General features: G+C 66.0%; 24 protein-coding genes. 16 read left to right on the top strand and 8 right to left on the bottom strand.

From position 1 onward, the window contains the following. Positions 1 to 80: 80 nt before the first annotated feature. From BLV15_RS06060 to BLV15_RS06075, 4 genes are all read right to left on the bottom strand, one after another. The gene (locus tag BLV15_RS06060) at positions 81 to 353 is read right to left on the bottom strand and encodes an oxidative damage protection protein (RefSeq protein WP_090225542.1); all 273 of its coding nucleotides are present in this window, start codon (positions 351 to 353) and stop codon (positions 81 to 83) included. Next, positions 350 to 1,417, bottom strand: a complete 1,068-nt coding sequence (gene mutY, locus BLV15_RS06065; protein WP_090225544.1) for an A/G-specific adenine glycosylase — start codon at positions 1,415 to 1,417, stop codon at positions 350 to 352. Before mutY ends, BLV15_RS06060 begins: the two co-directional genes overlap by 4 nt. Further along, on the bottom strand, positions 1,414 to 3,630 hold the full coding sequence (locus tag BLV15_RS06070; RefSeq protein ID WP_090225545.1) for an AsmA family protein: 2,217 nt from the start codon (positions 3,628 to 3,630) through the stop codon (positions 1,414 to 1,416). Before BLV15_RS06070 ends, mutY begins: the two co-directional genes overlap by 4 nt. An 82-nt stretch (positions 3,631 to 3,712) precedes the next feature. Further along, positions 3,713 to 4,819, bottom strand: a complete 1,107-nt coding sequence (locus BLV15_RS06075) for an NAD(P)/FAD-dependent oxidoreductase (RefSeq protein ID WP_090225547.1) — start codon at positions 4,817 to 4,819, stop codon at positions 3,713 to 3,715. Between the two features lie 246 nt (positions 4,820 to 5,065). Here BLV15_RS06075 and BLV15_RS06080 point away from each other — a divergent pair, with 246 nt between their 5' ends. From BLV15_RS06080 to BLV15_RS06115, 8 genes are all read left to right on the top strand, one after another. Next, complete coding sequence (locus tag BLV15_RS06080; RefSeq protein WP_090225548.1) at positions 5,066 to 6,718, top strand: OFA family MFS transporter; 1,653 nt, start codon at positions 5,066 to 5,068, stop codon at positions 6,716 to 6,718. Between the two features lie 296 nt (positions 6,719 to 7,014). Then, positions 7,015 to 7,608, top strand: a complete 594-nt coding sequence (gene hisB, locus BLV15_RS06085) for an imidazoleglycerol-phosphate dehydratase HisB (RefSeq protein WP_090225550.1) — start codon at positions 7,015 to 7,017, stop codon at positions 7,606 to 7,608. Next, positions 7,608 to 8,246, top strand: coding sequence for an imidazole glycerol phosphate synthase subunit HisH (gene hisH, locus BLV15_RS06090; RefSeq protein WP_090225552.1), 639 nt, complete (start codon positions 7,608 to 7,610; stop codon positions 8,244 to 8,246). Before hisB ends, hisH begins: the two co-directional genes overlap by 1 nt. Positions 8,247 to 8,266: 20 nt before the next feature. Further along, complete coding sequence (locus BLV15_RS06095) at positions 8,267 to 8,506, top strand: DUF2164 domain-containing protein (protein ID WP_090227359.1); 240 nt, start codon at positions 8,267 to 8,269, stop codon at positions 8,504 to 8,506. A 73-nt stretch (positions 8,507 to 8,579) separates the two neighbouring features. Next, the gene (hisA, locus tag BLV15_RS06100) at positions 8,580 to 9,317 is read left to right on the top strand and encodes a 1-(5-phosphoribosyl)-5-[(5-phosphoribosylamino)methylideneamino]imidazole-4-carboxamide isomerase (protein WP_090225553.1); all 738 of its coding nucleotides are present in this window, start codon (positions 8,580 to 8,582) and stop codon (positions 9,315 to 9,317) included. Between the two features lie 90 nt (positions 9,318 to 9,407). Beyond that, the gene (gene hisF / locus BLV15_RS06105; RefSeq protein ID WP_090225555.1) at positions 9,408 to 10,178 is read left to right on the top strand and encodes an imidazole glycerol phosphate synthase subunit HisF; all 771 of its coding nucleotides are present in this window, start codon (positions 9,408 to 9,410) and stop codon (positions 10,176 to 10,178) included. A gap of 143 nt (positions 10,179 to 10,321) precedes the next feature. Then, entirely contained in the window at positions 10,322 to 11,077 is a 756-nt protein-coding gene (locus tag BLV15_RS06110) for a substrate-binding periplasmic protein (protein ID WP_090225557.1), read from the top strand. Between the two features lie 61 nt (positions 11,078 to 11,138). Beyond that, positions 11,139 to 11,894 carry a substrate-binding periplasmic protein gene (locus BLV15_RS06115; RefSeq protein WP_090225558.1) on the top strand — a complete coding sequence of 252 codons (756 nt, stop codon included), beginning with the start codon at positions 11,139 to 11,141 and terminating at the stop codon, positions 11,892 to 11,894. Positions 11,895 to 11,966: 72 nt separating this feature from the next. Here the strand turns inward: BLV15_RS06115 and BLV15_RS06120 are convergent, their stop codons facing one another. From BLV15_RS06120 to gpmI, 4 genes are all read right to left on the bottom strand, one after another. Continuing rightward, entirely contained in the window at positions 11,967 to 12,743 is a 777-nt protein-coding gene (locus BLV15_RS06120) for a divergent polysaccharide deacetylase family protein (RefSeq protein ID WP_090225560.1), read from the bottom strand. 4 nt (positions 12,744 to 12,747) lie between these two features. After that, positions 12,748 to 14,082 carry a S41 family peptidase gene (locus BLV15_RS06125; protein ID WP_175534329.1) on the bottom strand — a complete coding sequence of 445 codons (1,335 nt, stop codon included), beginning with the start codon at positions 14,080 to 14,082 and terminating at the stop codon, positions 12,748 to 12,750. Positions 14,083 to 14,116: 34 nt separating this feature from the next. Beyond that, on the bottom strand, positions 14,117 to 15,391 hold the full coding sequence (locus BLV15_RS06130) for a murein hydrolase activator EnvC family protein (protein WP_090225564.1): 1,275 nt from the start codon (positions 15,389 to 15,391) through the stop codon (positions 14,117 to 14,119). Positions 15,392 to 15,664: 273 nt separating this feature from the next. Further along, complete coding sequence (gene gpmI, locus BLV15_RS06135) at positions 15,665 to 17,200, bottom strand: 2,3-bisphosphoglycerate-independent phosphoglycerate mutase (RefSeq protein WP_090225565.1); 1,536 nt, start codon at positions 17,198 to 17,200, stop codon at positions 15,665 to 15,667. A 200-nt stretch (positions 17,201 to 17,400) separates the two neighbouring features. Between gpmI and BLV15_RS06140 the strand changes: the two genes are divergently transcribed. The 8 genes from BLV15_RS06140 to BLV15_RS06175 all read left to right on the top strand — a co-directional run bounded on the left by BLV15_RS06140 (position 17,401) and on the right by BLV15_RS06175 (position 25,274). Then, the gene (locus BLV15_RS06140; protein ID WP_090225566.1) at positions 17,401 to 17,814 is read left to right on the top strand and encodes a rhodanese-like domain-containing protein; all 414 of its coding nucleotides are present in this window, start codon (positions 17,401 to 17,403) and stop codon (positions 17,812 to 17,814) included. Position 17,815: 1 nt separating this feature from the next. Continuing rightward, positions 17,816 to 18,070 carry a glutaredoxin 3 gene (gene grxC / locus BLV15_RS06145; RefSeq protein WP_090225568.1) on the top strand — a complete coding sequence of 85 codons (255 nt, stop codon included), beginning with the start codon at positions 17,816 to 17,818 and terminating at the stop codon, positions 18,068 to 18,070. A 31-nt stretch (positions 18,071 to 18,101) separates the two neighbouring features. After that, positions 18,102 to 18,584, top strand: a complete 483-nt coding sequence (secB, locus tag BLV15_RS06150; RefSeq protein WP_090225569.1) for a protein-export chaperone SecB — start codon at positions 18,102 to 18,104, stop codon at positions 18,582 to 18,584. 138 nt (positions 18,585 to 18,722) lie between these two features. After that, positions 18,723 to 18,881: a YqaE/Pmp3 family membrane protein gene (locus tag BLV15_RS06155; protein WP_090225571.1), complete on the top strand. Its 159-nt coding sequence runs from the start codon at positions 18,723 to 18,725 to the stop codon at positions 18,879 to 18,881. A gap of 242 nt (positions 18,882 to 19,123) precedes the next feature. Beyond that, entirely contained in the window at positions 19,124 to 22,624 is a 3,501-nt protein-coding gene (locus BLV15_RS06160) for a response regulator (RefSeq protein WP_090225573.1), read from the top strand. A 3-nt stretch (positions 22,625 to 22,627) separates the two neighbouring features. Then, positions 22,628 to 23,446 carry a CheR family methyltransferase gene (locus BLV15_RS06165; RefSeq protein WP_090225574.1) on the top strand — a complete coding sequence of 273 codons (819 nt, stop codon included), beginning with the start codon at positions 22,628 to 22,630 and terminating at the stop codon, positions 23,444 to 23,446. Then, positions 23,443 to 24,033, top strand: a complete 591-nt coding sequence (locus BLV15_RS06170; protein WP_090225576.1) for a chemotaxis protein CheB — start codon at positions 23,443 to 23,445, stop codon at positions 24,031 to 24,033. Before BLV15_RS06165 ends, BLV15_RS06170 begins: the two co-directional genes overlap by 4 nt. A gap of 2 nt (positions 24,034 to 24,035) precedes the next feature. Continuing rightward, positions 24,036 to 25,274, top strand: coding sequence for a hybrid sensor histidine kinase/response regulator (locus tag BLV15_RS06175; RefSeq protein ID WP_090225578.1), 1,239 nt, complete (start codon positions 24,036 to 24,038; stop codon positions 25,272 to 25,274). Positions 25,275 to 25,335 lie beyond the last annotated feature (61 nt).

Below are 25,335 nucleotides of genomic sequence, written 5' to 3' on the forward strand. Positions count from 1 at the left end.
CGCAATTAAACGGATTTGGCTTTGCCCTGTCAAGCGAGGTGAAGAAAATATTTAATCAGAACGGGCGCTTACGTTTTCGCTCAGGCGCTGGGCGGCACGTAGCCTTCGGCCTGGGCGTAGTCCTCGCCGGAGAGGAACTTGTCCATCTCGGCCTGCAGGAACTTGCGATCCTCGACGTTCATCATGTTCAGCCGGCGCTCGTTGATCAGCATGGTCTGGTGCGCCTGCCACTCGTCCCAGGCCTTCTTCGAGACGTTGTTGAACAGCTCTTCGCCCTTGGCGCCGGGGTACGGCGGACGGTCGAGGGCGGGCAGTTCCTGTTTGTACTTACGGCAGATCACGGTGCGGGTCATGGGCTTTCTCCTGCGTTCAGCTCGTCGGCGGCGCGTTTCAGCAGTTTCTTGACCGGGGCGGCGAGGCCCAGGCGCGGCGGGGTGGCGAGGTTATACCAGAGCCAGTCGGCCTCGGCCACGGCGTGGGGCATGCTGCTGACTTCCACCAGCCAGGGTTCGATGGCCAGGCGGAAATGGCTGAAGGTGTGGGTCAGCCCGGGCAGCTCGCGACGTTCGCCCAACTGCAGGAAATGCCGCGCGGCGAGGTCTTCGAGCGCCCGCAGATCGTCCAGTTCGGGCAGGCTCCAGAGGCCGCCCCAGAGGCCGCTGGCAGGGCGCCGGTAAAGTAGAATGGCGCCCTCGCGGTTGCTCAGCAGCGGCATCAGCGTGCGCTTCTGCGGCAGCTCCTTGCGTGGCTTCGGCGTCGGGAAGTCGGTCTCGCGGCCGAGCAGATGCGCGCGGCAGCCGGCGCGCAGCGGGCAGAGCAGGCAACTTGGCTTGCTGCGCGTACAGAGCGTGGCGCCGAGGTCCATCATCGCCTGGGTGTAGTTGCCGACGCGGTGCTGCGGGGTGAAGCGCTCGGCCGCGCTCCACAGCTGGCGGGCGACCTTCGGTTCGCCGGGATAGCCGCTCTGCGCGGTGTAGCGCGCCAGTACCCGCTTGACGTTGCCGTCGAGGATCGGCGCGCGCAGGCCCATGCTCAGGCTGGCGATGGCGCCGGCGGTGGACAGGCCGATGCCGGGCAGTTCGGCCAGCGCGAGCACGTCACGCGGAAACTCGCCGCCATGCTGCTCGACGACGATCTTCGCCGTGCGGTGCAGGTTGCGCGCGCGGCTGTAGTAGCCCAGGCCGGTCCAGAGGTGCAGCACTTCGTCCTCCGGCGCCTCGGCCAGTGCCTGCACGTTGGGCAGCGCCTGCATGAAGCGGCCGAAGTACTCCAGCACGGTGGCGACCTGGGTCTGCTGCAGCATGATCTCGGACACCCACACGCGGTAGGGCGTTATGCCCTGCTGCCAGGGCAGGTCCTTGCGGCCGTGGCGGTCGTACCAGTCGAGCACCGCCGCGGAGAACTGCTCGGGGCTCATCGCTTGAACAGCCCCTTGAGCGCGTCCTTGAGTTCCGGGCTGACCTTGTCGCCGAGCTTCTCCTCGATTTTCTGGTTGAGCTTGTCGCCGGCCAGTTGCGCGGCGACCTTGCCCATCCCGTCCTTGTCCAGGCGGCAGGCCTTGGCGCCCAGTTCCAGCGGGCCGCGGCAGCGCAGCGGCCAGGCGATGTCGGCATAGCGCGCATTGACCTGGCAGGCCGGGTCGGGCATTTCGCCCTTGTCGCCTTCGATGACGATGCCGACGCGGTAGTCCATGCCCAGCACGCGCAGGTCGAGGTCGCCGTCGCCGTTGACCCGCAGGCCGGGAATGCGCGCCTTGAGGTCCGGGTTGCTGGCCACGCCGTCGCGGAAGGTCAGGCTGCCCTGGAGCTGCTCGAACGGCGTGTTGCGCCCGCGCGGCTCGCTGGAGAGCGATTTGCGGTTGAGCGTGGCGATGGCCATGCACAGTTGCTGTTCGAGGTTGGCATCGACCAGTACGCCGTCGTTGAGGCTGAAGTTGGCCGTGCCGTTAAGTCCTTCGATCCAGGCCTTCTGACTATTGCCGCGGGTGCGCAGGTCGGCGTTCAGGTCGAGCAGGCCCTGGATCGGCGTCGCCTCGCCGTTGCGCTGGAGAATCTTCTCCACCGGCACGCGGGCGATGTGGCTGGTCAGGGCGAGTTGCACTTCCGGCTGGCGCGCGTCGATCCGGCCCTTGGCGTCGAAACGGCCGTCGTGCAGGTCGCCGCGCAGTTCCTCGACGACGAGCAGCCCGTCCTTGGCATTGCCCCGGAGCGAGGCATTGGTGATCGGCAGCTTGTCCAGGGTCAGCAGGCCCAGGTCGAGATCGACCTTCGCATCGAGTTTGCGCAACGGTTCGAGCGGCAGCGCCGGTTCGGCGCTCCAGGCCTGCTGCGACGGTTTCTCCGGCAGCTCGCTGGTGCCGCGGCCGGCGGCGGCGATACTGCCGTCGACTTCCGACTGGCGCGCGGCGCTGGCGGCCTTGCTGTCCTTCGAAGTGGGCGGCAGGTAGCGGTCGAGGTCCAGGCGGTCGCCCTTGAGCTGCACCTGCAATGCCCGTTTGGCCAGGTCGGTCACGGCGATGGCGCCCGTGAAGTTGCCGCCGTCGAGTTTCAGCGTGAGGTCGTTCAGCGTGATGCTGTTCTCGGTGGCAGTCAGGCGGGTGGCCAGCTCGGCCTTGCCCAGCGCGCCGGCATCGGCCATGGGGGGCAGTCGCTGGCCGATGCCTTCGAGGAACTCCCTGAGGTTGAACTCGGCGATGGACAGGCCGCCGCTGAGCTTGGGCTCGGACTCCAGGTCGCGCACCTTGAGGTCGCCGATGCCGCGCAGGCCATTGGCGGTCAGCTTGAGGCTGTTCCATTCGGCGATCTGCGCGGCGAGGTCGGCGAGCAGTTCGCCCTGCGCGCTGAAGGCCAGGGTCTTGCCTTGCAGCGGCTCGCCGGACGCCTCGCCGGACAGGCGCGCGTTGCCCAGCTGGTAGCGCTTGAGCGCGCGGTCGAAGCGCAGGTCGGCCTGCAGCTCGGTGCGCGCGCGCATCACCGGCTGGTTGCTGCCGAAGAAGGCGCTGAGCGTGATCGGGATGTCGCTGCCTTCGCGAATCGCGCCGGTGCTCAGCTCGATGCTCTCGGCGTTGAACTCGCGACCGTTGCGCTCGTCGCGATAGGCGACGCGGGCGTCCTTCACGCTGAGGCTGTCGATGTCGAGTTTCAGCGGCTCGGCGGGCGCCTCGGCGCGCTGCTCGGCGGCGTCGGAGGAGGGCGCGGAGGCCGTCACCTCGCCGCTGGCCTGGGGCGCCGGGTGGCCGACCTGTTCCCAGTTGCCGTTGCCCTGGGCATCGCGTTTCAGGGTCAAATTGAGCCCTTCGACGCGGATGTCGCTCATCTGCACCTGTTTGCGCAGCAGTGGCAGCACGCGCACGGACAGCCCGAGCATGCGCAGGTCGGCGAACGGCTCGTTCGGCGTCGCGGCGCTGGCCAGCGTGGCCTCGTGGAGTTCGATGCCGAGCCAGGGGAACAGGCTCCAGCCGATGTCGCCGTTGAGGGTCAGCTCGAGGTTGGCCTTGTCGTGGGCGATCTTGCGGATCTCGTCCTTGTAGTCGTTCGGGTCGAACAGGTGGGTCAACGCGAAACCGAGGGCGACCAGGAGCAGCAGCAGTCCGAGGAAGACCAGACCCAGGATTTTGCCGAGGGCTTTCATGGACGAGTCCTTGTAGTCGGGGTGAAGAGGCGTGCGGCAAAACAGCCGCACGCATGGAGGGCCCGCAGTATAACGCGACCGTTCAGAGCGCTGCGGCGACCCGTTCGGCGATCGCCAGGCTGGCGGTCAGCCCCGGCGATTCGATGCCGAAGAGGTTCACCAGCCCCGGCTGGCCGTGTTGCGCGGGCGTCTGGATGACGAAGTCGGCGGCCGCCTCGCCGGGGCCGGAGAGTTTCGGCCGGATGCCGCTGTAGCCCGGATTCAGGCGGCTGGCGTCGAGACCGGGGAAGTAGCGGCTGATCGCCGTGGCGAAAGGTTCGCGCAGGGCTTCGTCGACCACATAGTCGAGGGTGTCGAGATAGCGCACGTCCGGGCCGAAGCGCAGCTGCCCGCCGAGGTCGAGGGTGGCGTGCACGCCGAGGCCGGCGGTGTTGGCTTCCGGCATCGGGTAGATCAGGTGCTGGAACGGCGAGCGCCCGGCGTAGGTGAAATAGCGCCCCTGGCACATGTGCAGGGCCGGGATCTGCGCGGCGCCGAGGCCGTCGGTCTGGGCGGCGAGGCCCTGCGCGAACAGGCCGCCGGCGTTGACCACGCGCTGCGCCTTTATCTGGAACGGCTCGCCGCCGCTGACGCCGCTGGCGATCCAGCCGTCGCCGTCGTGGTGCAGGCTGTCGACGCGGGTATCGAGCACCAGTTGCGCGTCCTGCTGCTCCGCGGCGGTCAGCAAGGAGTGCATGTACAGGTGGCTGTCGATGATCCCCGTGCTCGGCGAGAGCAGCGCGGCGACGCCGCGTACCGCCGGTTCCATCTCCGCCAGCTGCGCCTGGCCGATCTTGCGCAGGTCGCCGACGCCGCAGGCCTCGGCGTTCGCCGCGAGTTTCTCCAGCTTGGCGCGTTCGGCGTCCTCCACGGCGACCAGCAGCTTGCCGATCCGCCGGTGCGGCACGTCGCGCTCGGCGCACCAGGCGTACAGCCGTTCGCGGCCTTCCAGGCAGAGTTCGGCCTTCAGCGAGCCCGGTTCGTAGTAGATGCCGGCGTGGATCACCTCCGAATTGCGGCTGGAGGTGTGGCTGCCGATGAGCTTTTCGCGCTCGACGATGAGCAGACTGTGTTGCGGGCTGGCGAGACGGGCGGCGCAGGCCAGGCCGAGGGCGCCGGCGCCAATGATTAGGGTATCGATGCTATCCATGGCGTTCGCTGCATGAAGGGCTGTTCGGGTCGGTCGTCCGGTGAGGTCGCCGAGATTCGGTGAGGGCCGAGCGGTCGCAATCACGGATGATGGCGCGTTGCCCACCTGCATGCGTCTGCCTGGCGGGGCGAAAGTTCCAGTCGCGCTGGATTTTCCCGGTCGGTGCGGTGAGTTGTCGCATGCGTCGTGGTAAATTCCGCGCGCTTGTTCCTGCCTTGCATGCACATACAACTATAGGAATTACCCATGAGCAGTTCTCCCTTGCCGGTTGGCAAGGCCGGGCCGGCGTTTCTCTCCAAGGAACGCACCATCGCCCGTCCTGGCTTCAACCGCTGGCTGGTCCCGCCAGCTGCCCTCGCGATCCATCTCTGCATCGGTATGGCCTACGGCTTCTCGGTGTTCTGGTTGCCGCTGTCGAAAGCGGTAGGCATCGGTAGCGCCGTGGCCTGCGCTCCGGAAATGGGCTTCCTCGCCCAGGTCTTCGCCGCCGACTGCGACTGGAAGATTTCCATGCTCGGCTGGATCTACACGCTGTTCTTCATCTTCCTCGGCTGCTCCGCGGCGATCTGGGGCGGCTGGCTGGAACACGCGGGCCCGCGCAAGGCCGGCCTGGTTTCGGCAGTCTGCTGGTGTGGCGGCCTGCTGATTTCCGCCCTCGGCATCTACACCCACCAGATCTGGCTGATGTGGCTGGGCTCCGGGGTGATCGGCGGCATCGGCCTCGGTCTCGGCTACATCTCGCCGGTGTCGACGCTGATCAAGTGGTTCCCGGACAAGCGCGGCATGGCCACCGGCATGGCCATCATGGGCTTCGGCGGCGGCGCCATGGTCGGCGCGCCGCTGGCGGCCAACCTGATGGGCCATTTCGCCAGCCCGACCAGCGTCGGCGTGTGGGAAAGCTTCGTCGCCATGGCCGCGATCTACTTCGTGTTCATGGTCGGCGGCGCGCTGTCGTACCGCGTCCCGCCCACCGGCTGGAAGCCCGAAGGCTGGACGCCGCCAGCGAAGAAAAGCGAGAACGCGATGATCACCCACGGCCACGTGCACGTCAGCGTCGCCTGGAAGACCCCGCAGTTCTGGCTGGTCTGGGCCGTCCTCTGCCTCAACGTGTCGGCCGGTATCGGCATCCTCGGCATGGCTTCGCCGCTGCTGCAGGAAGTCTTCGGCGGACGCCTGCTGGGTGTCGACGGCAGCTTCGGCGACCTCGACGCCGGGCAACTGGCGCAGATCGCCGCGATCGCCGCCGGCTTCACCGGCCTGCTCAGCCTGTTCAACATTGGCGGGCGCTTCTTCTGGGCGTCGATTTCCGATCACCTGGGACGCAAGGCGACCTACGCGATCTTCTTCGCCCTCGGCTTCGTGCTCTACGCCTCGGTGCCCTGGTCCGGCCATGCCGGCAGCGTGGCGCTGTTCGTCGGCGCGTTCTGCATCATCCTGTCGATGTACGGCGGTGGTTTCGCCACGGTGCCGGCCTACCTCGCCGACCTGTTCGGCACGCAGATGGTCGGCGCCATCCACGGTCGTCTGCTGACCGCCTGGGCCGTCGCCGGCGTGCTCGGCCCGGTGCTGGTCAACTACATCCGCGAGTACCAGCTGTCGATCGGCGTCGAGCGTGCCGCCGCCTACGACATCACGCTGTACATCCTCGCCGGCCTGCTGGTGCTGGGGTTCATCTGCAACCTGCTGGTGCGCCCGGTGAATCCGAAGTACTTCATGAGCGCCGAGCAACTGGCCGCCGAGCGCGCCCACGGCGAGAAGTCCGCGCCGGTCAGCGAGCTGGCCTGGTCGGCCAGCCCGTCGAGCGTGCCGCTGGTGATCGTCGCCTGGCTGGTGGTCGGCATCCCGCTGGCCTGGGGTGTCTGGGTCACGCTGCAGAAAACCGCGGCACTCTTCGGCTGAGTGCCACGACCCGCTGCGCGTCGGCCAGTCGGCGCCGATGCACAGTGACAGCCGATGGCAGGGCCAATGCCTTCGGCGCGACTTGGCGGACTTGCGGGGGCCTGGTGCGGTAACGCCGCGTCGGGCCTGTCCTCGGGGCCGCCGGGGTCTCGAGCGGCTCCGGCCCGCGGACGCGCAAACGGCTTTTCCGTGGGCCGCCGTAGCCGGCCGAGGCGCCCGTGTCTGCGGCCTGTCGTCCTACCTTGCGTTCGGCCTATAATGTCGCCCTTTCGCCCTGAGATTTCGCGGAGCTGGTGATGGCCGAACGTACGGCATCTGTCGAACGCAATACCCTGGAGACCCAGATCAAGGTCTCGATCAATCTGGATGGCAGCGGCAAGTCCCGTTTCGACATCGGCGTGCCCTTCCTCGAGCACATGCTCGACCAGATCGCCCGGCACGGCCTGATCGACCTGGACATCCAGTGCAAGGGCGACCTGCACATCGACGACCACCACACCGTGGAAGACGTCGGCATCACCCTCGGCCAGGCCTTCACCCAGGCGGTTGGCGACAAGAAGGGCATGACCCGCTACGGCCACTCCTATGTGCCGCTCGACGAGGCGCTGTCGCGCGTGGTCATCGATTTCTCCGGGCGTCCCGGCCTGCAGATGCACGTGCCGTTCACCCGCGCGGTGGTCGGCGGCTTCGATGTCGACCTGTTCCAGGAATTCTTCCAGGGCTTCGTCAACCACGCCCTGGTCAGCCTGCACATCGACAACCTGCGCGGCACCAATACCCACCACCAGATCGAAACGGTGTTCAAGGCCTTCGGCCGCGCGCTGCGCATGGCCGTGGAGCTGGACCCGCGGATGGCCGGGCAGATGCCTTCGACCAAGGGAATCCTCTGATGCAGACGGTCGCCGTGATCGACTACGGCATGGGCAACCTGCACTCCGTGGCCAAGGCGCTGGAGCACGTCGGTGCCGGCCGCGTCCAGGTGACCAGCGATGCCAACGTGATTCGTGAGGCCGACCGCGTGGTGTTCCCAGGCGTCGGCGCGATCCGCGACTGCATGGCCGAGATTCGCCGCCTGGGCTTCGACGAACTGGTCCGCGAGGTCAGCGTCGACCGTCCATTCCTCGGCATCTGCGTCGGCATGCAGGCGCTGATGCAGCGCAGCGAGGAGAACGGCGGCGTCGACTGCATCGGCCTGTTCCCCGGCCAGGTGCGCTTCTTCGGCAAGGACATGCAGGAAGACGGCGAGGCACTCAAGGTGCCGCACATGGGCTGGAACCAGGTGCGTCAGGAAGTCGATCACCCGCTGTGGCACAACATTCCCGGCGACGGCCGCTTCTACTTCGTGCACAGCTACTACATCGAGGCCGGCAACCCCCGCCAGGTGGTCGGTCGCGGCCATTACGGCAAGGAATTCGCCGCTGCACTGGCCGACGGCTCGCGCTTCGCCGTGCAGTTCCACCCGGAGAAGAGCCATACCCACGGCCTGCAATTGCTGCAGAACTTCGCCGCCTGGGATGGCCGCTGGTGAGCACCGCACGCAAGGCGAAAATGCCGATCCTGCAACTCGACGCGGCCCAGGAAAGCGCCGCGGTCGAGGTGCTCAAGCGCTTTCTCGAGGACCGTTTCGAGCTGGAGCTGGGTTCGTTCGAAGCCCGGGAAGTGCTCGATCTGTTCGCCCGGGAGGTGGCGCCGCTTTACTACAACAAGGCGATCTTCGACGTGCAGGCGCACCTCAAGGACCGCTTCGAGAGCATCGAGAGCGACCTCTGGGCGCTCGAGAAACCCTGATTACCCTTGCCGGGCCGCCCGGGTTCGCAGCGCCGAAGCGCTTGCCCGGCGTGCCTTCGAAGAAGGAACAAACATGCTGATCATCCCCGCAATCGACTTGAAGGACGGCGCCTGCGTGCGCTTGCGCCAGGGCCGTATGGACGACTCCACGGTGTTCTCCGACGATCCGGTGAGCATGGCCGCGAAGTGGGTCGAGGCCGGCTGCCGGCGCCTCCACCTGGTCGACCTCAACGGTGCCTTCGAGGGCCAGCCGGTCAACGGCGAAGTGGTCGCGGCGATCGCCCGGCGCTACCCGCACCTGCCGATCCAGATCGGCGGCGGCATCCGTTCGCTGGAGACCATCGAGCACTACATCAAGGCCGGCGTGAGCTACGTGATCATCGGCACCAAGGCGGTCAAGCAGCCGGAATTCGTCACCGAGGCGTGCAAGGCCTTCCCGGGCAAGGTCATCGTCGGCCTGGACGCCAAGGATGGCTTCGTCGCCACCGACGGCTGGGCGGAGGTCAGCGCCTTGCAGGTGGTCGACCTGGCGAAGCGCTTCGAGGCCGACGGCGTCGCCGCGATCGTCTACACCGACATCGCCAAGGACGGCATGATGCAGGGCTGCAACGTCGAGGCTACCGCAGCCCTGGCCGCCGCCAGCCGCATTCCGGTGATCGCCTCAGGCGGCATCCACAACCTGGGCGATATCGAGAAGCTGCTGCTGGCGCGCTCGCCGGGCATCGTTGGCGCCATCACCGGTCGCGCCATCTATGAAGGCACGCTGGACGTGGCCGAGGCGCAGGCCTTCTGCGACGGCTTCAAGGGCTAGATAGTTGAGGTAGGGCGCGCGGGCCGCCTGGGCTGCGCGAACCGCTGACGGTTACCGGTGCGCACGGCGCACCCTACGAGAGAAGTCGCCATGGCACTGGCTAAACGCATCATCCCCTGCCTCGACGTCGACAACGGCCGCGTGGTCAAGGGCGTGCAGTTCGAGAACATCCGCGACGCCGGCGATCCGGTGGAAATCGCCCGCCGCTACGACGAGCAGGGGGCCGACGAGATCACCTTCCTCGACATCACCGCCAGCGTCGACGGTCGCGACACCACGCTGCACACCGTCGAACGCATGGCCAGCCAGGTGTTCATCCCGCTCACCGTCGGCGGCGGCGTCAGAACGGTGCAGGACATTCGCAACCTGCTCAATGCCGGGGCGGACAAGGTCTCGATCAACACCGCGGCGGTCTTCACCCCCGAATTCGTCGGCGAGGCGTCCTCGCGGTTCGGCTCGCAATGCATCGTCGTCGCCATCGACGCCAAGCGCGTCTCGGCGCCCGGCGAAACGCCACGCTGGGAAATCTTCACCCATGGCGGGCGCAAGCCGACCGGCCTGGACGCGGTGGCCTGGGCCAGGAAGATGGAAGACCTTGGCGCCGGCGAGATCCTGCTCACCAGCATGGATCAGGACGGCGTGAAGAGCGGCTACGACCTCGGCGTCACCCGCGCCATCAGCGAGGCGGTCGGGATTCCGGTGATCGCCTCGGGCGGCGTCGGCAATCTCGAGCACCTCGCCGCCGGGATTCTCGAAGGCAAGGCCGCCGCGGTGCTCGCCGCGAGCATCTTCCATTTCGGCGAATACACCGTTCCCGAAGCCAAGGCCTACCTGGCCAGCCGCGGTATCGTCGTACGCTGACCGTGTCCGTCATCGCCCCTACGCCGGGGGCGATGCCACCGGGCGTTGCCCGAGCCTTTCGCGCGTCAGCGTTTTGCCGTCGATCAGCGTGCGCGCCCTGGCTGCGGATATCCTTCATCCACTCCATCGTTCTGCGAGAGATCATGCTCAAACGCGTATTGCTGCCGCTGCTCGGCACCTTGCTCCTGTTCGCCGGCACCGCGCGCGCCGAAATCGACAAGTACTACAGCGTCGTTCTGCTCACGGAGAACTTCCCGCCGTACAACATGGCGATCAACGGGAAGAATTTCGCCCATGAGAGCAATATCAACGGCATCGCCGTGGACATCGTTCGCGAAATGTTCAAGCGTGCCGATATCCGCTACAGCATGACGCTGCGCTTCCCCTGGGAGCGCATCTACAAGCTTGCCCAGGAGAAGCCCAACTACGGCGTGTTCGTCACCGCCCGCCTGCCGGAGCGGGAGGACGCGTTCAAGTGGGTCGGCCCGATCGGTCCCGACGACTGGGTCCTGCTGGCGCGCGGCGACAGCCCGATCAGCGTCGACAGCCTGGAAGCGGCCGGGAAGTACCGAATCGGCGCCTACAAGGGCGATGCGATCGCCGAGCACCTGGCGGAAAAGGGCCTGCAGCCGATCACCGTGCTGCGTGACCAGGAAAACGCCAGGAAACTGGAGAAAGGCCAGATCGACCTCTGGGCCACTGGCGATCCCGCCGGCCGCTACCTGGCCAGGCAGGAAGGTGTGAGCGGGCTGAAAACGGTGCTGCGTTTCGACACCGCTCAGCTCTATCTGGCACTCAACAAAAAGGTGCCGGACGAGGTGGTGCAGAAACTGCAAGCGACGCTGGAGCGGATGCGGGCCGAGGGTTTCGTCGACGAAATACTGGGTCGCTATCTGTAATCGATGCCTGGCCTACATGTAGATGAAACGCCACGGCGACAGACACTGGAGTAGTGCTGACATGCTGAAATCGTTGCAAAGGACGTTGACGTTGAGCTTGTTGCTGGTGGCCTCGGCAGTACGCGCCGAGCTGCCGGCCGACTACAAGGTGGTCCTGCTGACCGAGAACTTCCCGCCGTTCAACATGGCGATCGACGACAAGAACTTCGCCCGCGACGACGGCATCGACGGCATCAGTGCCGACATCGTGCGGGAGATGTTCAAGCGCGCGGGGATCGCCTACACCCTGACCCTGCGTTTCCCCTGGGATCGGCTCTACAACCTCACCCTCGACAAGCCCAACTACGGGCTGTTCTCGACCACCTATACCCCCGAGCGCAAACCGCTGTTCAAGTGGGTCGGTCCGCTGGCCAAGACCGGCTGGGTGCTGCTCTCGGCGCCTGGCAGCACGATCAAGGTCGCCAGCCTGAAGGAGGCCGAAAAGTACAAGCTCGGCGCCTACAAGAACGATGCGGTCAGCCAGCACCTGGAAAGCCAGGGGATGAAGCCGATCAATGCCCTGCGCGATCAGGAGAACGTCGGCAAGCTGCTCAAGGGGCAGATCGACCTGTGGGCCACCACCGACCCGGTCGGCCGCTACATCGCCAAGCAGGAGGGCGCCACCGGGCTGCAGACCGTGTTGCGCTTCAACGACGCCGAGCTGTACCTGGCGCTGAACAAGGACACCCCGGACGAGGTGGTCGAGCGCCTGCAGAAAGCCCTGGACGCCATGCGCGCCGAAGGCTTCGTCGAGGACGCGACCAACAACTACCTGTAGTTGCCACGGGCGCGCAGGCGATGCGCGCCCGTATCTCCCGACTCCCGCACGTTCTTCGCGGCGCGCCGCCGCCTAGCGATAGATCCCGCCCTTGCCATGCGCCGCCATCGCGCGGTTGCCGCGCACGGCGATCATCAGGTCGATGCCGATCCAGTCGATGCCCTGTTCGCGCAGGCGCGGCAGCTCGCGTTCGAGTACCGCGAGGGTATCCGGATGCGGGTGGCCGATGAGCACCGCCGAGCCCTGCTTGCGGGCCAGCTGAATGCCGGCGGCCAGCTGCCGGGCGACCGCCTGCGGGCTCGGATCGTCGTCGAGAAACACGTCGCGCGACAGGCTGGCGAGGCCGATCTTCTGCGCCTGGGCGGCGGCGACGGTGGCGGGGCTGGTGCGGCTGTCGAGGAAGATCAGGTGGCGGCGCTGCAACTCAGCCATCAGCCAGGCCATCGGTTCCGCCTCGGCGGTCATCCGGCTGCCCATGTGGTTGTTCAACCCGTGGGCGTAGGGCACGGCGTCGAGCGCCGCATCGAGACGCTCGTGCAGTTGTTGCAGGGGCATCTGCGGATGCCAGGAGAAGGGCCCGCCGGCAGGGTCCATCGGCAGGTGCAGGAGCACAGTCTTGCCGGCCCGATGCGCGGCCAGCGCCAGTTCGCGTGCGTGCGGGGTGTCGGGAAGGATGGACAGCGCGACCGGTCCGGGCAGGGCCAGCACGCGGCGGTCGCGTGGCGGATTCTGCCCGAGGTCGTCGATGATCAGCGCCAGGCGCGGATGTTTACCTGGCGGCGGATTTTCCTGCTCGGCCTGTGCCAGGCCAAAGACGCCCAGCAGCAGGAGCAGCAGCCAGGCCCGCACCGGCTTACTTGCTGCGGGTGAGGTTCAGGCCCTTGAGCAGGTTCAGCGCCTGGTTCAGCTGGTAGTCGTCGTCCTGCAGGCGCGGTTCGGTTTTGCTTGGATGCCCGCTGGGCTTGTCCGCGCCGCCGTTGCCGTTGCCCAGGTGGCCGGCGAGGTCGGCTTCCTTGAAGGTTTCGCCGTCGCCCTCCGGGGTGACCTTGGCGCGCGCCACTTCGATGTCGGGCACGATGCCCTGGGCCTGGATCGAGCGGCCGTTGGGGGTGAAGTACAGCGCGGTGGTGAGCTTCAGCGCGCGGTCGTTGTTCAGCGGCAGCACGGTCTGCACCGAACCCTTGCCGAAGCTGTCGGTGCCCATCAGCACGCCGCGTTTGTGGTCCTGCAGGGCGCCGGCGACGATTTCAGCCGCCGAGGCGCTGCCACCGTTGATCAGCACCACCAGCGGCACGCCTTCGCTGGCATCGGCCGGGTCGGCGGAGAAGCGCAGCTCGGAGTTGGCGATGCGGCCCTTGGTGTAGACGATCAGGCCGTCGGTGAGGAAATGGTCAGCCACTTCGACGGCGGACTGCAGCACGCCGCCGGGGTTGTTGCGCAGGTCGAGGACCAGGCCCTTGAGCTTGCCGTTGTTGTCCTTGCGCAGCTTGGCCAGGGCCTTGCCGACTTCCTCGCCGGTGTTGATCTGGAACTGGGTGATGCGCACGTAGCCGAAGCCCTTCTCGAGGAACTGGCTCTTCACGCTCTGCACCTTGATCACCGCGCGCGCCAGCTCGACGTCGAACGGCTTGCCGCCTTCGCCACGCACCAGGGTGAGGGAAATCTTGCTGCCCGGCTTGCCGCGCATCTTGTCGACGGCATCCATCATCGACAGGCCCTTGGTCGGCTGCCCGTCGATCTTCACGATCAGGTCGCCGGCCTCGATGCCGGCCTTGGACGCCGGAGTGTCGTCGATCGGCGAGACCACCTTGATGAAGCCGTCCTCGACACCGACCTCGATGCCCAGGCCGCCGAATTCGCCGCTGGTGCTTTCCTGCAGTTCCTCGAACTCCTGCGGATCGAGGTACGCGGAGTGTGGATCAAGGTTGCTGAGCATGCCCTTGATGGCGTTTTCCAGCAGTGTCTTGTCGTCCACCGGCTCGACGTAGGCCGCCTTGATGCGGTCGAGCACCTCGGCGAAGGTTCGCAGCTCGTCCAGCGGCAGCGGCGCCTTGGCCTGCGCGGCCGGTGTGGCGGGCATCGGCGCCGGCGCCATCGAGGCCGGAGGCTGTTGCGCCCAGGCGCCACCGCTGCCCGCGATGAGCGAAAGGGCCAGAGCGAGCGAGGTGGGGCGAAGCAGATGGCGCACGTGCAGCATGTCGAACTCCAAGGTAATGAACGCGCTAACCCTGCGCGCGGCACCATTGCGTGGGGTCGCTGGGGCGGCCCTGTTGGCGGATGGCGAAATACAGCGCGGGGGTTTCTTGGCCCCCGCTGGTGCCGACGGTGGCGATCGGCTCGCCGGCCTTGACGATGTCGCCGGCACTTTTCAGCAAACTCTGGTTGTGGCCGTACAGGCTGAGATAGCCCGAGCCATGGTCGAGAATGACCAGAAGCCCGGCGCCACGCAACCAGTCGGCATACACCACGCGGCCGCCATGCACCGCGCGGACCTGGGTGCCGGCACTGGCGCCAATCAGCACGCCGTCCCATTTGGTTCGAGCGTCGTCCCCGCGCGGAGTGCCGTAGCGGGCCACGATGCGCCCGTCCACCGGCCAGGGCAGCTTGCCACGGGCGCTGCCGAACGGGCCGCCGTAGTTGGCGCCGGCGCTGGACACCAGCGGCCCGCTCGGGGCGCTGGGCGTTCTGTTCGGCGCGCCCTTGGGCTGCTCGCGGGCCAGGGCTTCCTGGCGGCGTTGCTCGGCAAGCGCCTGCTGGCGCGCCTGCTCGGCCTCACGGGCCTGGCGGGCGAGGGTTTCCTCGATGGTCTTGAGCACCTGGCCGAGTTCGGCCTGTTCCTGCTCGCGGGCCTTGAGGCTGCGGTCCTTGGTCGAGTACTCCTGATTCAGCTTGGCCAGGGCTTCCTGGCGTTCCTTGCGGACCTGCGCCAGTTGCTCGCGTCGGCTGTCGAGGCCGTCCTTCTGTTCGTTGAGCTGGGCGTTCTGCGCGGCGATGTCGGTCTCGACGTTGGCCAGCTGGCGCAGGGTCTCGTTGAACGCGGTGAGCTGTTCGAGACGGGCCTGGCTGAGGTAGTCGTAGTAGGTCAGGGTACGGGCGAATTTTTCCGGGTTCTGCTGGTTGAGCAGCAGCTTGATGTATTCCTGGCGACCGCTCTGGTAGGCGGCGCGGGCCTGGATGCCGATCAGGCGTTGCTGCTCAAGGCGTGCGCCCTGGAGTTTTTTTTTCTCTTCGTCGAGGCGCTTGAGCTCGTCCTGGCTCTTGCGCATCTCCTCTTCGAGCTGCCTGACCTGCTTTTCCAGGTCGCCCATCTCGGTTTCGGTGCTGCGCAGTTGCTTCTGCACGCCGCTTTTTTCCTGCTGCACTTTCTCCAATAGCTTTTTCAGCTCGGCGACGTCCTTGCGCGCCGCCTCCAGCTGTTGCTGGGTTTCGGCGCGCTGGTCGGCGAACGCCGGGCTCAGCAACAGGGTGGCAAGCAGGAGGGTCAGGATGCGGAGCATGGAGTGCAGCGATACCGGGATAGAAGTGGAGGTTAGTATGCCTAAGAACCTGTTCACGATCTGCTGTACGTTGGCGTTACCGCGTCAAAAACAAGTTCGGATGCTCATTTACCACTCGTAAACTCCGCTTCCTCGCGTGTTTTTGCGGGAGCGCCTTGCCCTTGTAACGCTCCAGCTCGCGAGATCGTGAACAGGTGCCAGGACGGCGCGAACGCCTTGGTTCAAGCAACGGGCCGGACGCCGCGCAAACGTGCGGTGCCGGCCGCGACGGCATCAGTCCAGCGTTATGATCGAGGTGCCGGTCATTTCCCTGGGGATCGGCAGGCCCATCAACGTCAGCATGGTCGGCGCGACGTCGGCCAGCACGCCGCCTTCGCGGATGTGCAGCTTGCGCTTGCCGACATAGATGAAGGGCACCGGCTCGCAGGTGTGCGCGGTGTGCGCCTGTCCGGTGCCTTCGTCCTTCATCTGCTCGACGTTGCCGTGGTCGGCGGTGATCAGCGCTTCGCCGCCGACCTTGTCCAGCGCGGCGGCGATGCGGCCGACGCAGGTGTCGAGGCATTCCACGGCTTTCACTGCGGCTTCGAACACGCCGGTATGGCCGACCATGTCGCCGTTGGCGTAGTTGACCACGATGACATCGTAGCGCTGGTTCTCGATGGCCTCGACGATGCGGTCGGTGACCTCGGGGGCGCTCATCTCTGGTTGCAGGTCGTAGGTGGCGACTTTCGGCGACGGGATCAGGATGCGCTCTTCACCTTCGTAGGGTTCTTCGCGACCGCCGGAGAAGAAGAAGGTGACGTGGGCGTACTTCTCGGTCTCGGCGATGCGCAGCTGGGTCTTGCCGTTCTTCGCCAGGTATTCGCCGAGCACGTTGGTCAGCGCTTCCGGCTTGTAGGCGCTGGGCGCGTCGATGCTGGCGGCGTACTGCGTCAGCATCACGTAGCCGGCCAGTTTCGGCTGGCGCGCACGGGGGAAGTCCTTGAAGTCGGGCTCGACGAACACGCGGCTGAGCTCGCGGGCGCGGTCGGCGCGGAAGTTCATGAAGACCACCGCGTCGCCGTCTTCCACCGGCGCCGGGGCACCGATGGCGGTGGCCTTGACGAATTCGTCGCTCTCCTCGCGGGCGTAGGCGGCCTCTAGGCCGGCGACCGCGGTGTCGGCGGTGAACTGCGCCTTGCCGTCGACGATCAGGTCGTAGGCCTGCTGCACGCGGTCCCAGCGGTTGTCGCGGTCCATCGCGAAATAGCGCCCGATCAGCGTGGCGATGCGGCCCTTGCCCAGGCGCGCGAAGGTGGCGTCCAGCAGTTCGATGGAGGCCTGGGCGCTGCGCGGCGGGGTGTCCCGGCCGTCGAGGAAGGCGTGCAGGTAGATCTTCTCGGCGCCGCGACGCGCGGCCAGCTCGGCCATGGCGACCAGGTGATCCTGGTGGCTGTGCACGCCGCCGTCGGAGAGCAGGCCGAGGATGTGCACGGCCTTGCCCGCGCCGACGGCCTTGTCCACGGCGGTGCAGATCGCCGGGTTCTCGAAGAAGTCGCCGTCGCGGATCGCCTTGGTCACGCGGGTGAAGTCCTGATACACGACGCGGCCGGCGCCCAGGTTCATGTGGCCGACTTCGGAGTTGCCCATCTGCCCGTCCGGCAGGCCGACATCCATGCCGCTGCCGGAAATCAGGCCGTTCGGCTGGCTCGCCAGCAGGCCGTCGAGGACCGGCTTGCGCGCGGCGAGCACGGCGTTGGAGTCAGGGCTGTCGCTGTGACCGAAGCCGTCCAGGATGATCAGAACCAGGGGTTTGGGCGTTGCGCTCATGAAAGGCTTCCTGAAATTTTCCATTCGTTGCGGCGGGGTGGCCGCGCTGGGCAGTTGCCATCGAACATCGCCGGCCGTGGCGGTGACGGCGGGCTCGGCATTCTAAGGGGCACCCGGTTTCGCGTCACGGTTCGGCAGGTTTCGGCCGGCTTGGGGTGCTGTGTATACTGGCCGGCATTTTACCGTCCTGGAACCTATTGATGCTCGCCAAGCTGATTGAATTCGCCACTAACCACTACGTGCTTGCCAGCCTGTTCGTCGTGCTGCTGATCGCCCTGATCCTCAACGAATCGCGACGCGGCGGCCGCAGCCTGAGCAATCGCGAGCTGACCTCGCTGGTCAACAGTGGCGAGGGCGTGGTGTTGGACGTTCGCGTCAAGAAGGAGTTCGACACCGGGCACGTGGTCGATGCGCTGAACATTCCTTACGACAAGGTGGTCAACCGCGTGGCCGAGCTGGAAAAGCACAGGTCCAAGACCCTCATCGTGGTCGACGCCATGGGCCAGCATTCCGGAACCGTCTGCAGCGAGCTGAAGAAGCTCGGCTTCAACGCCGTCAAGCTGTCCGGCGGTATTTCCAGCTGGCGCGGAGACAACCTGCCCCTGGTCAAGTGATATGTCGAAGATCGTCATTTACACCACGCCCTGGTGTCCGTACTGCATCCGCGCCAAGCAGCTGCTCGAGCGCAAGGGTGTCGCCTTCGAGGAAATCGGCGTGGAGCGCGACGCCGCGCTGCGTGCCGAGATGACCCGCAAGGCCGGCCGCACCTCGGTACCTCAGATATGGATCGGCAGCACTCACGTGGGTGGCTGCGACGATCTCTTCGCTCTGGAGCGCGCCGGCAAACTCGACGCCTTGCTCAAGGGCTGATTTCCACTGTCGTAACTCACAAGGCCCTGCCATGACTGAAGAAACCACCAACGGCGCCGCCCAGGACGCTCAGAACCCGCAATTCTCGCTGCAGCGCATCTATGTGCGCGACCTCTCCTTCGAAGCGCCCAAGAGCCCGGAAATCTTCCGTCAGGACTGGACGCCGAGCGTCGCGCTGGACCTCAACACCCGGCAGAAGCCGCTGGAAGGCGACTTCCACGAAGTCGTGCTGACCCTCTCGGTCACCGTGAAGAACGGTGAAGAGACCGCCTTCATCGCCGAAGTGCAGCAGGCCGGCATCTTCCTGATCAAGAACCTGGACGCTGGCTCGATGAGCCACACGCTCGGCGCGTTCTGCCCGAACATCCTCTTTCCGTATGCCCGCGAAACCCTGGACAGCCTGGTCACCCGTGGCTCGTTCCCGGCGCTGATGCTGGCCCCGGTGAACTTCGATGCGCTGTACGCGCAAGAGCTGTCGCGCATGCAGTCGGCCGGTGAAGGCACGCTCAACTGAGTGTCGGATGCCGCGAATGAACGCCCTTCGGGGCGTTTTTTTATGCCCGCGCGAAGCGAAGCGGAGTCCGCAGTGAACCGTCGCAGGCGCCTCGGGTCGATTGTCCGGTAAGCCCAACGCCATCATGGAGTACCTGCAATGGACCTTATCCGCATCATCATCGCCATCCTGTTGCCGCCGCTCGGAGTCTTCCTCCAGGTCGGCTTTGGCGGGGCGTTCTGGCTGAACATCCTGCTCACGCTGCTCGGCTACATCCCCGGCATCATCCATGCCGTCTGGGTCATCGCGCGGCGCTGAGGCGGTTCACGGACGCCGGCGCGCAACGCGCCGGCTTCGGGTAAAACGACGAGCTTTGCCGCGATGTGACGCAGATCGTCTTAAATTTCCGTTTACTGAACCTTCCCTGCCTGGCATCGGACTAATGCTGATTCGGTGCGGCATTCGGAATAGTCCGGTTGCGCGCGCTGGTTTACCATGCCGGCCTCGCGTCAGAGGGAGTCGCAGAACTCCCGTGCCATTTCAGTTGCTAGGGAAGCGAAATGAACAGAACATCGCCCATCGACGAGAAGGCCTTCCGCCGCATTCTCGGCCGCAACGTGTCCCTGCCGCTCGGCATGGGTATCCTCAGCTCGCTGTTTTTCATCGCGATCATCTTCTACCTCCTCGATGTCAGCCGCTGGGTCGAGCACACCGACCGCGTCATCGCCGAATCCAACGAGACGCTGAAGCTGGTGATCGACATGGAAACCGGCCTGCGCGGTTATCTCATCACCGGTGACGAGATATTCCTCGAGCCCTATCAGCGGGCGCGCAACGAATTCGTCAGCAAGTCCACGCCGCTCAAGGAGCTGGTCGCGGACAACCCGGTGCAGGTCAACCGGATCGTCAAGATCGAACAGCTGCAGCAGCAGTGGATGGATTTTTCCGCGCGCATGATCAGCCTGCGCCGGCAGGGTGACGACTCTTACATCCAGCAGCTCAAGGACCTGTCCGGCAAGCGCCTGACCGACTCCATCCGGGTGTACTTCAGCGACGTCCTGGCGACCGAGAGCCAGTTGCGCCAGGAACGTACCGAGACGGCGCAGAAGGTCACGATCTTCGGTGTCGGCGGCGTCATCCTGCTCAATCTGCTGATCAGCGGTTTCCTCGCCTTCATGGGGCGTCGCGAACTGATGCAGCTGTCGCGCACCTACGACGAGGTGCTGGCGACCCAGGCGGCGCACGCCGAGAAGCTGCAGCAGCAGGCCTGGTTCCGCTCCGGGCAGACGCTGCTCGCCGAGGAACTGATCGGCCAGTTGAGCATGAATCAGCTGGGCGACAGCACGCTGGGCTTCCTCGCCCGCTACCTGGGCATGGTCGTCGGCGCGCTCTACGTGGTCGATGACAAGCGCCTGAAGCGCGTCTCCGCCTATGCGTTCAGCGAGGATCAGGCGAGGCAGAGGAAGGAGCTGGCATTCGGCGAGGGTCTGGTCGGCCAGGTCGCGGTGGATCGTCAGCCGATGGCCCTCGAGTCGCTGCCGGAGAATTACCTGCGGGTGAATTCGTCCCTCGGCGACAGCGTCGCCCGCTCGGTGCTGATCTTCCCGGTGGAGGACGGCGGCGAGCTCAAGGGCGTGATCGAACTGGGCTTCCTGCGTCCGCTGGAGGAAAAGGACAGCGAGTTGCTCACCCTGCTCGCCGGCAACGTCGGCTCGGCGCTGGCCGCCGTCAACTACCGGCAGCGCCTGCAACGCGCGCTGGCCGACACCCAGTCGCTCAACGAAGAGCTGCAGGTCCAGCAGGAAGAGCTGCGCAGTGCCAACGAGGAGCTGGAAGAACAGTCCTGCGCACTGCGCGAATCCCAGGCCAGCCTGGAGGCCCAGCAGGCCGAGCTGGAGCAGACCAACGAACAGCTTTCCGACCAGGCCCAGGCGCTGGAGCAGCATCGCGACCAGCTCAACGAGCGCAACCGCGACCTGCACCAGGCCCAACTGCTGCTGGAGACGCGTGCCGAAGAGCTGCAGCGCGCCAGCCGCTACAAGTCCGAATTCCTCGCCAACATGTCCCACGAGCTGCGCACGCCGCTAAACAGCTCGCTGATCCTGGCCAAGCTGCTCGCCGACAACGCCCAGGGCAATCTCAGCGAAGAGCAGGTCAAGTTCGCCAGCTCCATCTACTCCGCCGGCAACGACCTGCTCACCCTGATCAACGACATCCTCGACCTGTCCAAGGTCGAGGCCGGCAAGCTCGACATGCACCTCGAGCCGACCGGGCTGGCCCGCCTCGGCGAGAACCTCAGCAACCTGTTCCAGCCTCTGGCCGAGCAGAAGAAGCTGGATTTCCACGTCCAGTTCGAGGAAGGCGTTCCGGCCTCGGTGTTCACCGATTCGCAGCGCCTGGAACAGATCCTCAAGAACCTGCTGTCGAACGCCTTCAAGTTCACCGATAAGGGCGCCGTCACCTTGCGCATTCGCAAGCAGGACGATGAACACGTGGCACTCGACGTGATCGACAGCGGTATCGGCATCCGCGCCGAGCAGCAAGGGATCATCTTCGAGGCCTTCCGCCAGGCCGACGGCACCACCAACCGTCGCCACGGCGGCACCGGTCTCGGCCTGTCGATCTCCCGTGAGCTGGCGCGCATGCTGGGCGCCACGGTCAGCGTGGTGAGCGAGGAGGGCAAGGGCAGCACGTTCACCCTGCTGCTGCCGATCGAATACCAGGGCACTCCCGAAGACTCGCCGAACGCGCCGCAGCCGAGCGTCCCCAGCACGCCCGTCACCGAGCGCCTGCCCCTGCAGCCGCTGGCCAAGCCCGCTCCGCCGCCGGTGCCGGCGCTCACCTTTCCCGACGATCGTGACGATTTCACCCGCGAAGGGCGCAGCGTGCTGATCATCGAGGACGAGCCGCAGTTCGCGAAGATCCTCTTCGATCTGGCCCACGAGCTGAAGTACAACTGCCTGGTGGCGCATGCCGCGGATGCCGGCTACGACCTGGCGCTGCAGTACCAGCCCGACGCCATCCTGCTCGACATGCGCCTGCCCGATCATTCCGGGCTCACCGTGCTCGAGCGGCTCAAGGAGAACCCAGATACCCGGCACATCCCGGTGCATATCGTCTCCGTCGAGGATCGCCAGGAAGCGGCGATGCACATGGGCGCGGTGGGCTATGCCACCAAGCCGGTGTCGCGCGAGCAAATGAAGGACGTGTTCCTGCGCCTGGAAGCCAAGCTGGAGCAGAAGGTCAAGCGCATCCTGCTGGTGGAGGACGACGACCTCCAGCGCGAAAGCGTGACCCGCCTGATCGAGGACGACGACATCGAGATCACCGCCGTCGCGCGCGGCACCGAGGCCCTCGACGAGCTGCACCGCAACACCTTCGACTGCATGATCATCGACCTCAAGCTGCCGGACATCGACGGCAACGAGCTGCTGGCGCGGATGGCCGAGGAGGATATCCAGTCCTTCCCGCCGGTGATCGTCTACACCGGCCGCAGCCTGACCCGCGACGAGGAAACCGAGCTGCTCAAATACTCGCGCTCGATCATCATCAAGGGCGCGCGCTCGCCGGAGCGGTTGCTCGACGAAGTGACCCTGTTCCTGCACAAGGTCGAAGCGAACATGCCGCTGGAGCGGCAGAAGATGCTCAAGACCGTGCGCAACCGCGACCGCGCCTTCGAGGGCCGCAAGATCCTCCTGGTCGACGACGACGTGCGCAACATCTTCGCCCTGAGCAGCGCGCTGGAGCAGAAGGGCGCTGTGGTGGAAATCGCCCGCAACGGCCTGGAGGCCGTGGCCAAGGTGCAGGAAGACGAGGAAATCGACCTCGTGCTGATGGACATCATGATGCCGGAAATGGACGGTTACGAAGCGATGACCGAGATCCGCAAGGACCCGCGTTTCGCCCGCCTGCCGATCATCGCGGTGACCGCCAAGGCGATGAAGGACGACCAGGACCGCTGTCTGCGCGCCGGCGCCAACGACTACCTGGCCAAGCCCATCGAGCTGGACCGGTTGTTCTCGCTGATCCGCGTCTGGCTGCCCAAGCTGGAGGTCTTCTAGCCGATGCCCGAGCGCGCCCTGGAAATCGAGCTTCGCCTGCTGATCGAAGCGGTCTACCTGCGTTACAGCTACGACTTCCGCAACTACGCCATGGCCTCGCTGAAGCGGCGCGTGGTACAGGCGCTGCGGACCATCGGCTGCAGCAGCGTGTCCGAACTCCAGGGCAAGATCCTGCACGACCCGCAGGCGTTCATGGCGCTGCTGCAGTACCTCACCATCCCGGTCAGCGAGATGTTCCGCGATCCGGCGTATTACCTGGCGCTGCGTACCCAGGTGGTGCCGCTATTGCGCACCTACCCGTCGCTGAAGATCTGGATCGCCGGCTGCAGCACGGGCGAGGAGGTCTACTCGATGGCGATCCTGCTCAAGGAAGAGGGGCTGCTGGAACGCAGCCTGATCTACGCCACCGACATCAACCCGCAGTCGCTGGAACGCGCGCGCCAGGGCGTCTACACCCTGGACAGCATCCGCGCCTACACCGAGAGCTACCAGAAGGCCGGCGGCAAGCGGCTGTTCTCCGATTACTACACCGCCGCCTACGACGCGGTGCTGATGGACAAGTCGCTGCGCGAGCACGTGACCTTCGCCGACCACAGCCTGGCCACCGACAGCGTGTTCGCCGAGACCCAGTTCATTTCCTGCCGCAACGTGCTGATCTACTTCGACCGCGCGCTCCAGGACCGCGCCATCGGCCTGTTCCACGAGTCGCTTGGGCACCGCGGTTTCCTCGGGCTGGGCAGCAAGGAGAGCCTCGACTTCACCAGTTTCGCCGAGCAGTTCGAGCCCGTGTCGAAGCGCGAACGGGTGTTCCGCAAGCTATGAGCCCGACCCTCTCGCAGCGCGCCACGCGCCTGCAGGCGGTCGTCATCGGCATGTCCGCCGGTGGCCTGGAAGCCCTCAGCCAGATGCTGCGCGACATGCCCGAGGACTTCGGCCTGCCGCTGATCGTGGTCCAGCACGTGCCGGAGAACCATCCCAGCCAGATCGTCGAAATCTTCCAGCGGCTCTGCTCGTTGCAGGTGGACGAGGCTCGCGACAAGGACCGGCCCAAGCCCGGTCATTTGTATTTCGCCCCGCCGGGGTATCACCTGCAGGTGGAGATGGATCGCACCTTCAGCCTCAGCGTCGATCCGCGGGTGCATTACGCGAGGCCGTCGATTGACGTATTGTTCGACAGCGCCGCGGACGTCTGGGGCGATCAGCTGGCCGGTATCCTCCTTACCGGGGCCAATTCGGACGGCGCCGAGGGCCTGCACAGCATCGCCCGCTACGGCGGTCTGACCGTCGTGCAGGAGCCCACCGAGGCGCTCGCCGATACTATGCCGCGTTCGGCGCTCAAACTGTTCCAACCCGATTACGTGCTGCCGCTCGCCGGCATTCGCCAACTACTGCTTCGAATGGACCGCTGAACATGCTGCCGGAAATGGAGCCAGCCAAACTGCTGATCGTCGACGACCTGCCGGAGAACCTGCTGGCGCTCGACGCGTTGATCCGCAGCGAAGACATCGAGGTATTCAAGGCCGGTTCGGGTGAGGATGCCCTGGAGCTGTTGCTGCGCCACGAATTCGCGCTGGCGATTCTCGACGTGCAGATGCCGGGAATGGACGGCTTCCAGCTCGCCGAGATGATGCGCGGCGCCGAGCGCACCCGGCACATCCCGATCGTCTTCGTCAGCGCCGCCGGGCGCGAGCTGAACTACGCGTTCAAGGGCTACGAAAGCGGCGCGGTGGATTTCCTCTACAAGCCGCTGGACCCGATGGCCGTGCGCAGCAAGGTCAACGTCTTCGTCGAGCTGTACCGTCAGCGCAAGACGCTGCGCCTCCAGCTCAGCGCGCTGGAGCGCAGCCGTCACGAGCAGGAGGTGCTGCTCGGCGAGTTGCGGCAGACGCAGGTCGAGCTGCAGCACGCGGTGCGCATGCGCGACGACTTCATGTCGATGGTTTCCCACGAGCTGAAGACGCCGTTGAACACCCTGATCCTCGAAGTGCAACTGCGCCGGCTGTACCTCGATCGGGGCAACCTCGGTGCCTTCGAGCCCGATCGGCTGCGCGGCATGGTGGAGAAGGACGAGCGGCAGGTCCGTGCGCTGATCCGCCTGATCGACGACATGCTCGATGTCAGCCGCATCCGCACCGGCAAGCTGTCGATCCGCCCCGATCTGATCGACCTGGCCGCGCTGGCGAACAAGGTGGCGGACAATTTCGAGGCGCAGATGGCGCAGGCGGGCTACGTGGTTCGCCGTGAGATCAGCGGGCCGGTAATGGGTTACTGGGACGAGTTCCGCATCGAGCAGGTGGTGGCCAACCTTCTGACCAACGCCATGCGCTATGGCCGGCAGAAGCCGGTGACGATCCGCGTGAAACCGGGAGACGCATCGGTTCTGCTGCAGGTCGAGGATCAGGGCATCGGCATCTCGGAGTCCGACCAGGCGCGCATCTTCAGCCAGTTCGAGCGGGTCGGCAGCCCCGACAAGGTCGCCGGGCTGGGCCTGGGCTTGTTCATCGCGAAACAGATCGTCAGGGCTCACGGCGGCAACATCACGGTGCGCAGCTGCCTCGGCGAGGGCTCGCTGTTCTGCGTCGAGCTGCCGTTGCAACAGGCGGTGGCGATGCCCGAGAACGGCCGCGCGCTGCACAGCCGGCTGGCCTGATCGCCAGATCCCTGCGCGGTGGCTGAGCGCACCCGGCACGCGGCTGCATCCACCGGTCCTT

Source organism: Pseudomonas kuykendallii, assembly GCF_900106975.1.
Classification (GTDB): domain Bacteria; phylum Pseudomonadota; class Gammaproteobacteria; order Pseudomonadales; family Pseudomonadaceae; genus Pseudomonas_O; species Pseudomonas_O kuykendallii.

Excerpts from the sequence above, each read along its gene's own strand:
- BLV15_RS06165 (WP_090225574.1), top strand. The coding sequence starts at position 22,628 with ATGCCCGAGCGCGCCCTGGAAATCGAGCTTCGCCTGCTGATCGAAGCG.
- BLV15_RS06075 (WP_090225547.1), bottom strand. The coding sequence starts at position 4,819 with ATGGATAGCATCGATACCCTAATCATTGGCGCCGGCGCCCTCGGCCTG.
- BLV15_RS06155 (WP_090225571.1), top strand. The coding sequence starts at position 18,723 with ATGGACCTTATCCGCATCATCATCGCCATCCTGTTGCCGCCGCTCGGA.
- BLV15_RS06115 (WP_090225558.1), top strand. The coding sequence starts at position 11,139 with ATGCTGAAATCGTTGCAAAGGACGTTGACGTTGAGCTTGTTGCTGGTG.
- BLV15_RS06140 (WP_090225566.1), top strand. The coding sequence starts at position 17,401 with ATGCTCGCCAAGCTGATTGAATTCGCCACTAACCACTACGTGCTTGCC.
- BLV15_RS06175 (WP_090225578.1), top strand. The coding sequence starts at position 24,036 with ATGCTGCCGGAAATGGAGCCAGCCAAACTGCTGATCGTCGACGACCTG.
- hisF (WP_090225555.1), top strand. The coding sequence starts at position 9,408 with ATGGCACTGGCTAAACGCATCATCCCCTGCCTCGACGTCGACAACGGC.
- gpmI (WP_090225565.1), bottom strand. The coding sequence starts at position 17,200 with ATGAGCGCAACGCCCAAACCCCTGGTTCTGATCATCCTGGACGGCTTC.
- grxC (WP_090225568.1), top strand. The coding sequence starts at position 17,816 with ATGTCGAAGATCGTCATTTACACCACGCCCTGGTGTCCGTACTGCATC.
- BLV15_RS06130 (WP_090225564.1), bottom strand. The coding sequence starts at position 15,391 with ATGCTCCGCATCCTGACCCTCCTGCTTGCCACCCTGTTGCTGAGCCCG.
- BLV15_RS06170 (WP_090225576.1), top strand. The coding sequence starts at position 23,443 with ATGAGCCCGACCCTCTCGCAGCGCGCCACGCGCCTGCAGGCGGTCGTC.
- BLV15_RS06060 (WP_090225542.1), bottom strand. The coding sequence starts at position 353 with ATGACCCGCACCGTGATCTGCCGTAAGTACAAACAGGAACTGCCCGCC.
- hisA (WP_090225553.1), top strand. The coding sequence starts at position 8,580 with ATGCTGATCATCCCCGCAATCGACTTGAAGGACGGCGCCTGCGTGCGC.
- hisH (WP_090225552.1), top strand. The coding sequence starts at position 7,608 with ATGCAGACGGTCGCCGTGATCGACTACGGCATGGGCAACCTGCACTCC.
- BLV15_RS06070 (WP_090225545.1), bottom strand. The coding sequence starts at position 3,630 with ATGAAAGCCCTCGGCAAAATCCTGGGTCTGGTCTTCCTCGGACTGCTG.
- mutY (WP_090225544.1), bottom strand. The coding sequence starts at position 1,417 with ATGAGCCCCGAGCAGTTCTCCGCGGCGGTGCTCGACTGGTACGACCGC.
- BLV15_RS06080 (WP_090225548.1), top strand. The coding sequence starts at position 5,066 with ATGAGCAGTTCTCCCTTGCCGGTTGGCAAGGCCGGGCCGGCGTTTCTC.
- secB (WP_090225569.1), top strand. The coding sequence starts at position 18,102 with ATGACTGAAGAAACCACCAACGGCGCCGCCCAGGACGCTCAGAACCCG.
- BLV15_RS06110 (WP_090225557.1), top strand. The coding sequence starts at position 10,322 with ATGCTCAAACGCGTATTGCTGCCGCTGCTCGGCACCTTGCTCCTGTTC.
- BLV15_RS06160 (WP_090225573.1), top strand. The coding sequence starts at position 19,124 with ATGAACAGAACATCGCCCATCGACGAGAAGGCCTTCCGCCGCATTCTC.
- hisB (WP_090225550.1), top strand. The coding sequence starts at position 7,015 with ATGGCCGAACGTACGGCATCTGTCGAACGCAATACCCTGGAGACCCAG.
- BLV15_RS06095 (WP_090227359.1), top strand. The coding sequence starts at position 8,267 with ATGCCGATCCTGCAACTCGACGCGGCCCAGGAAAGCGCCGCGGTCGAG.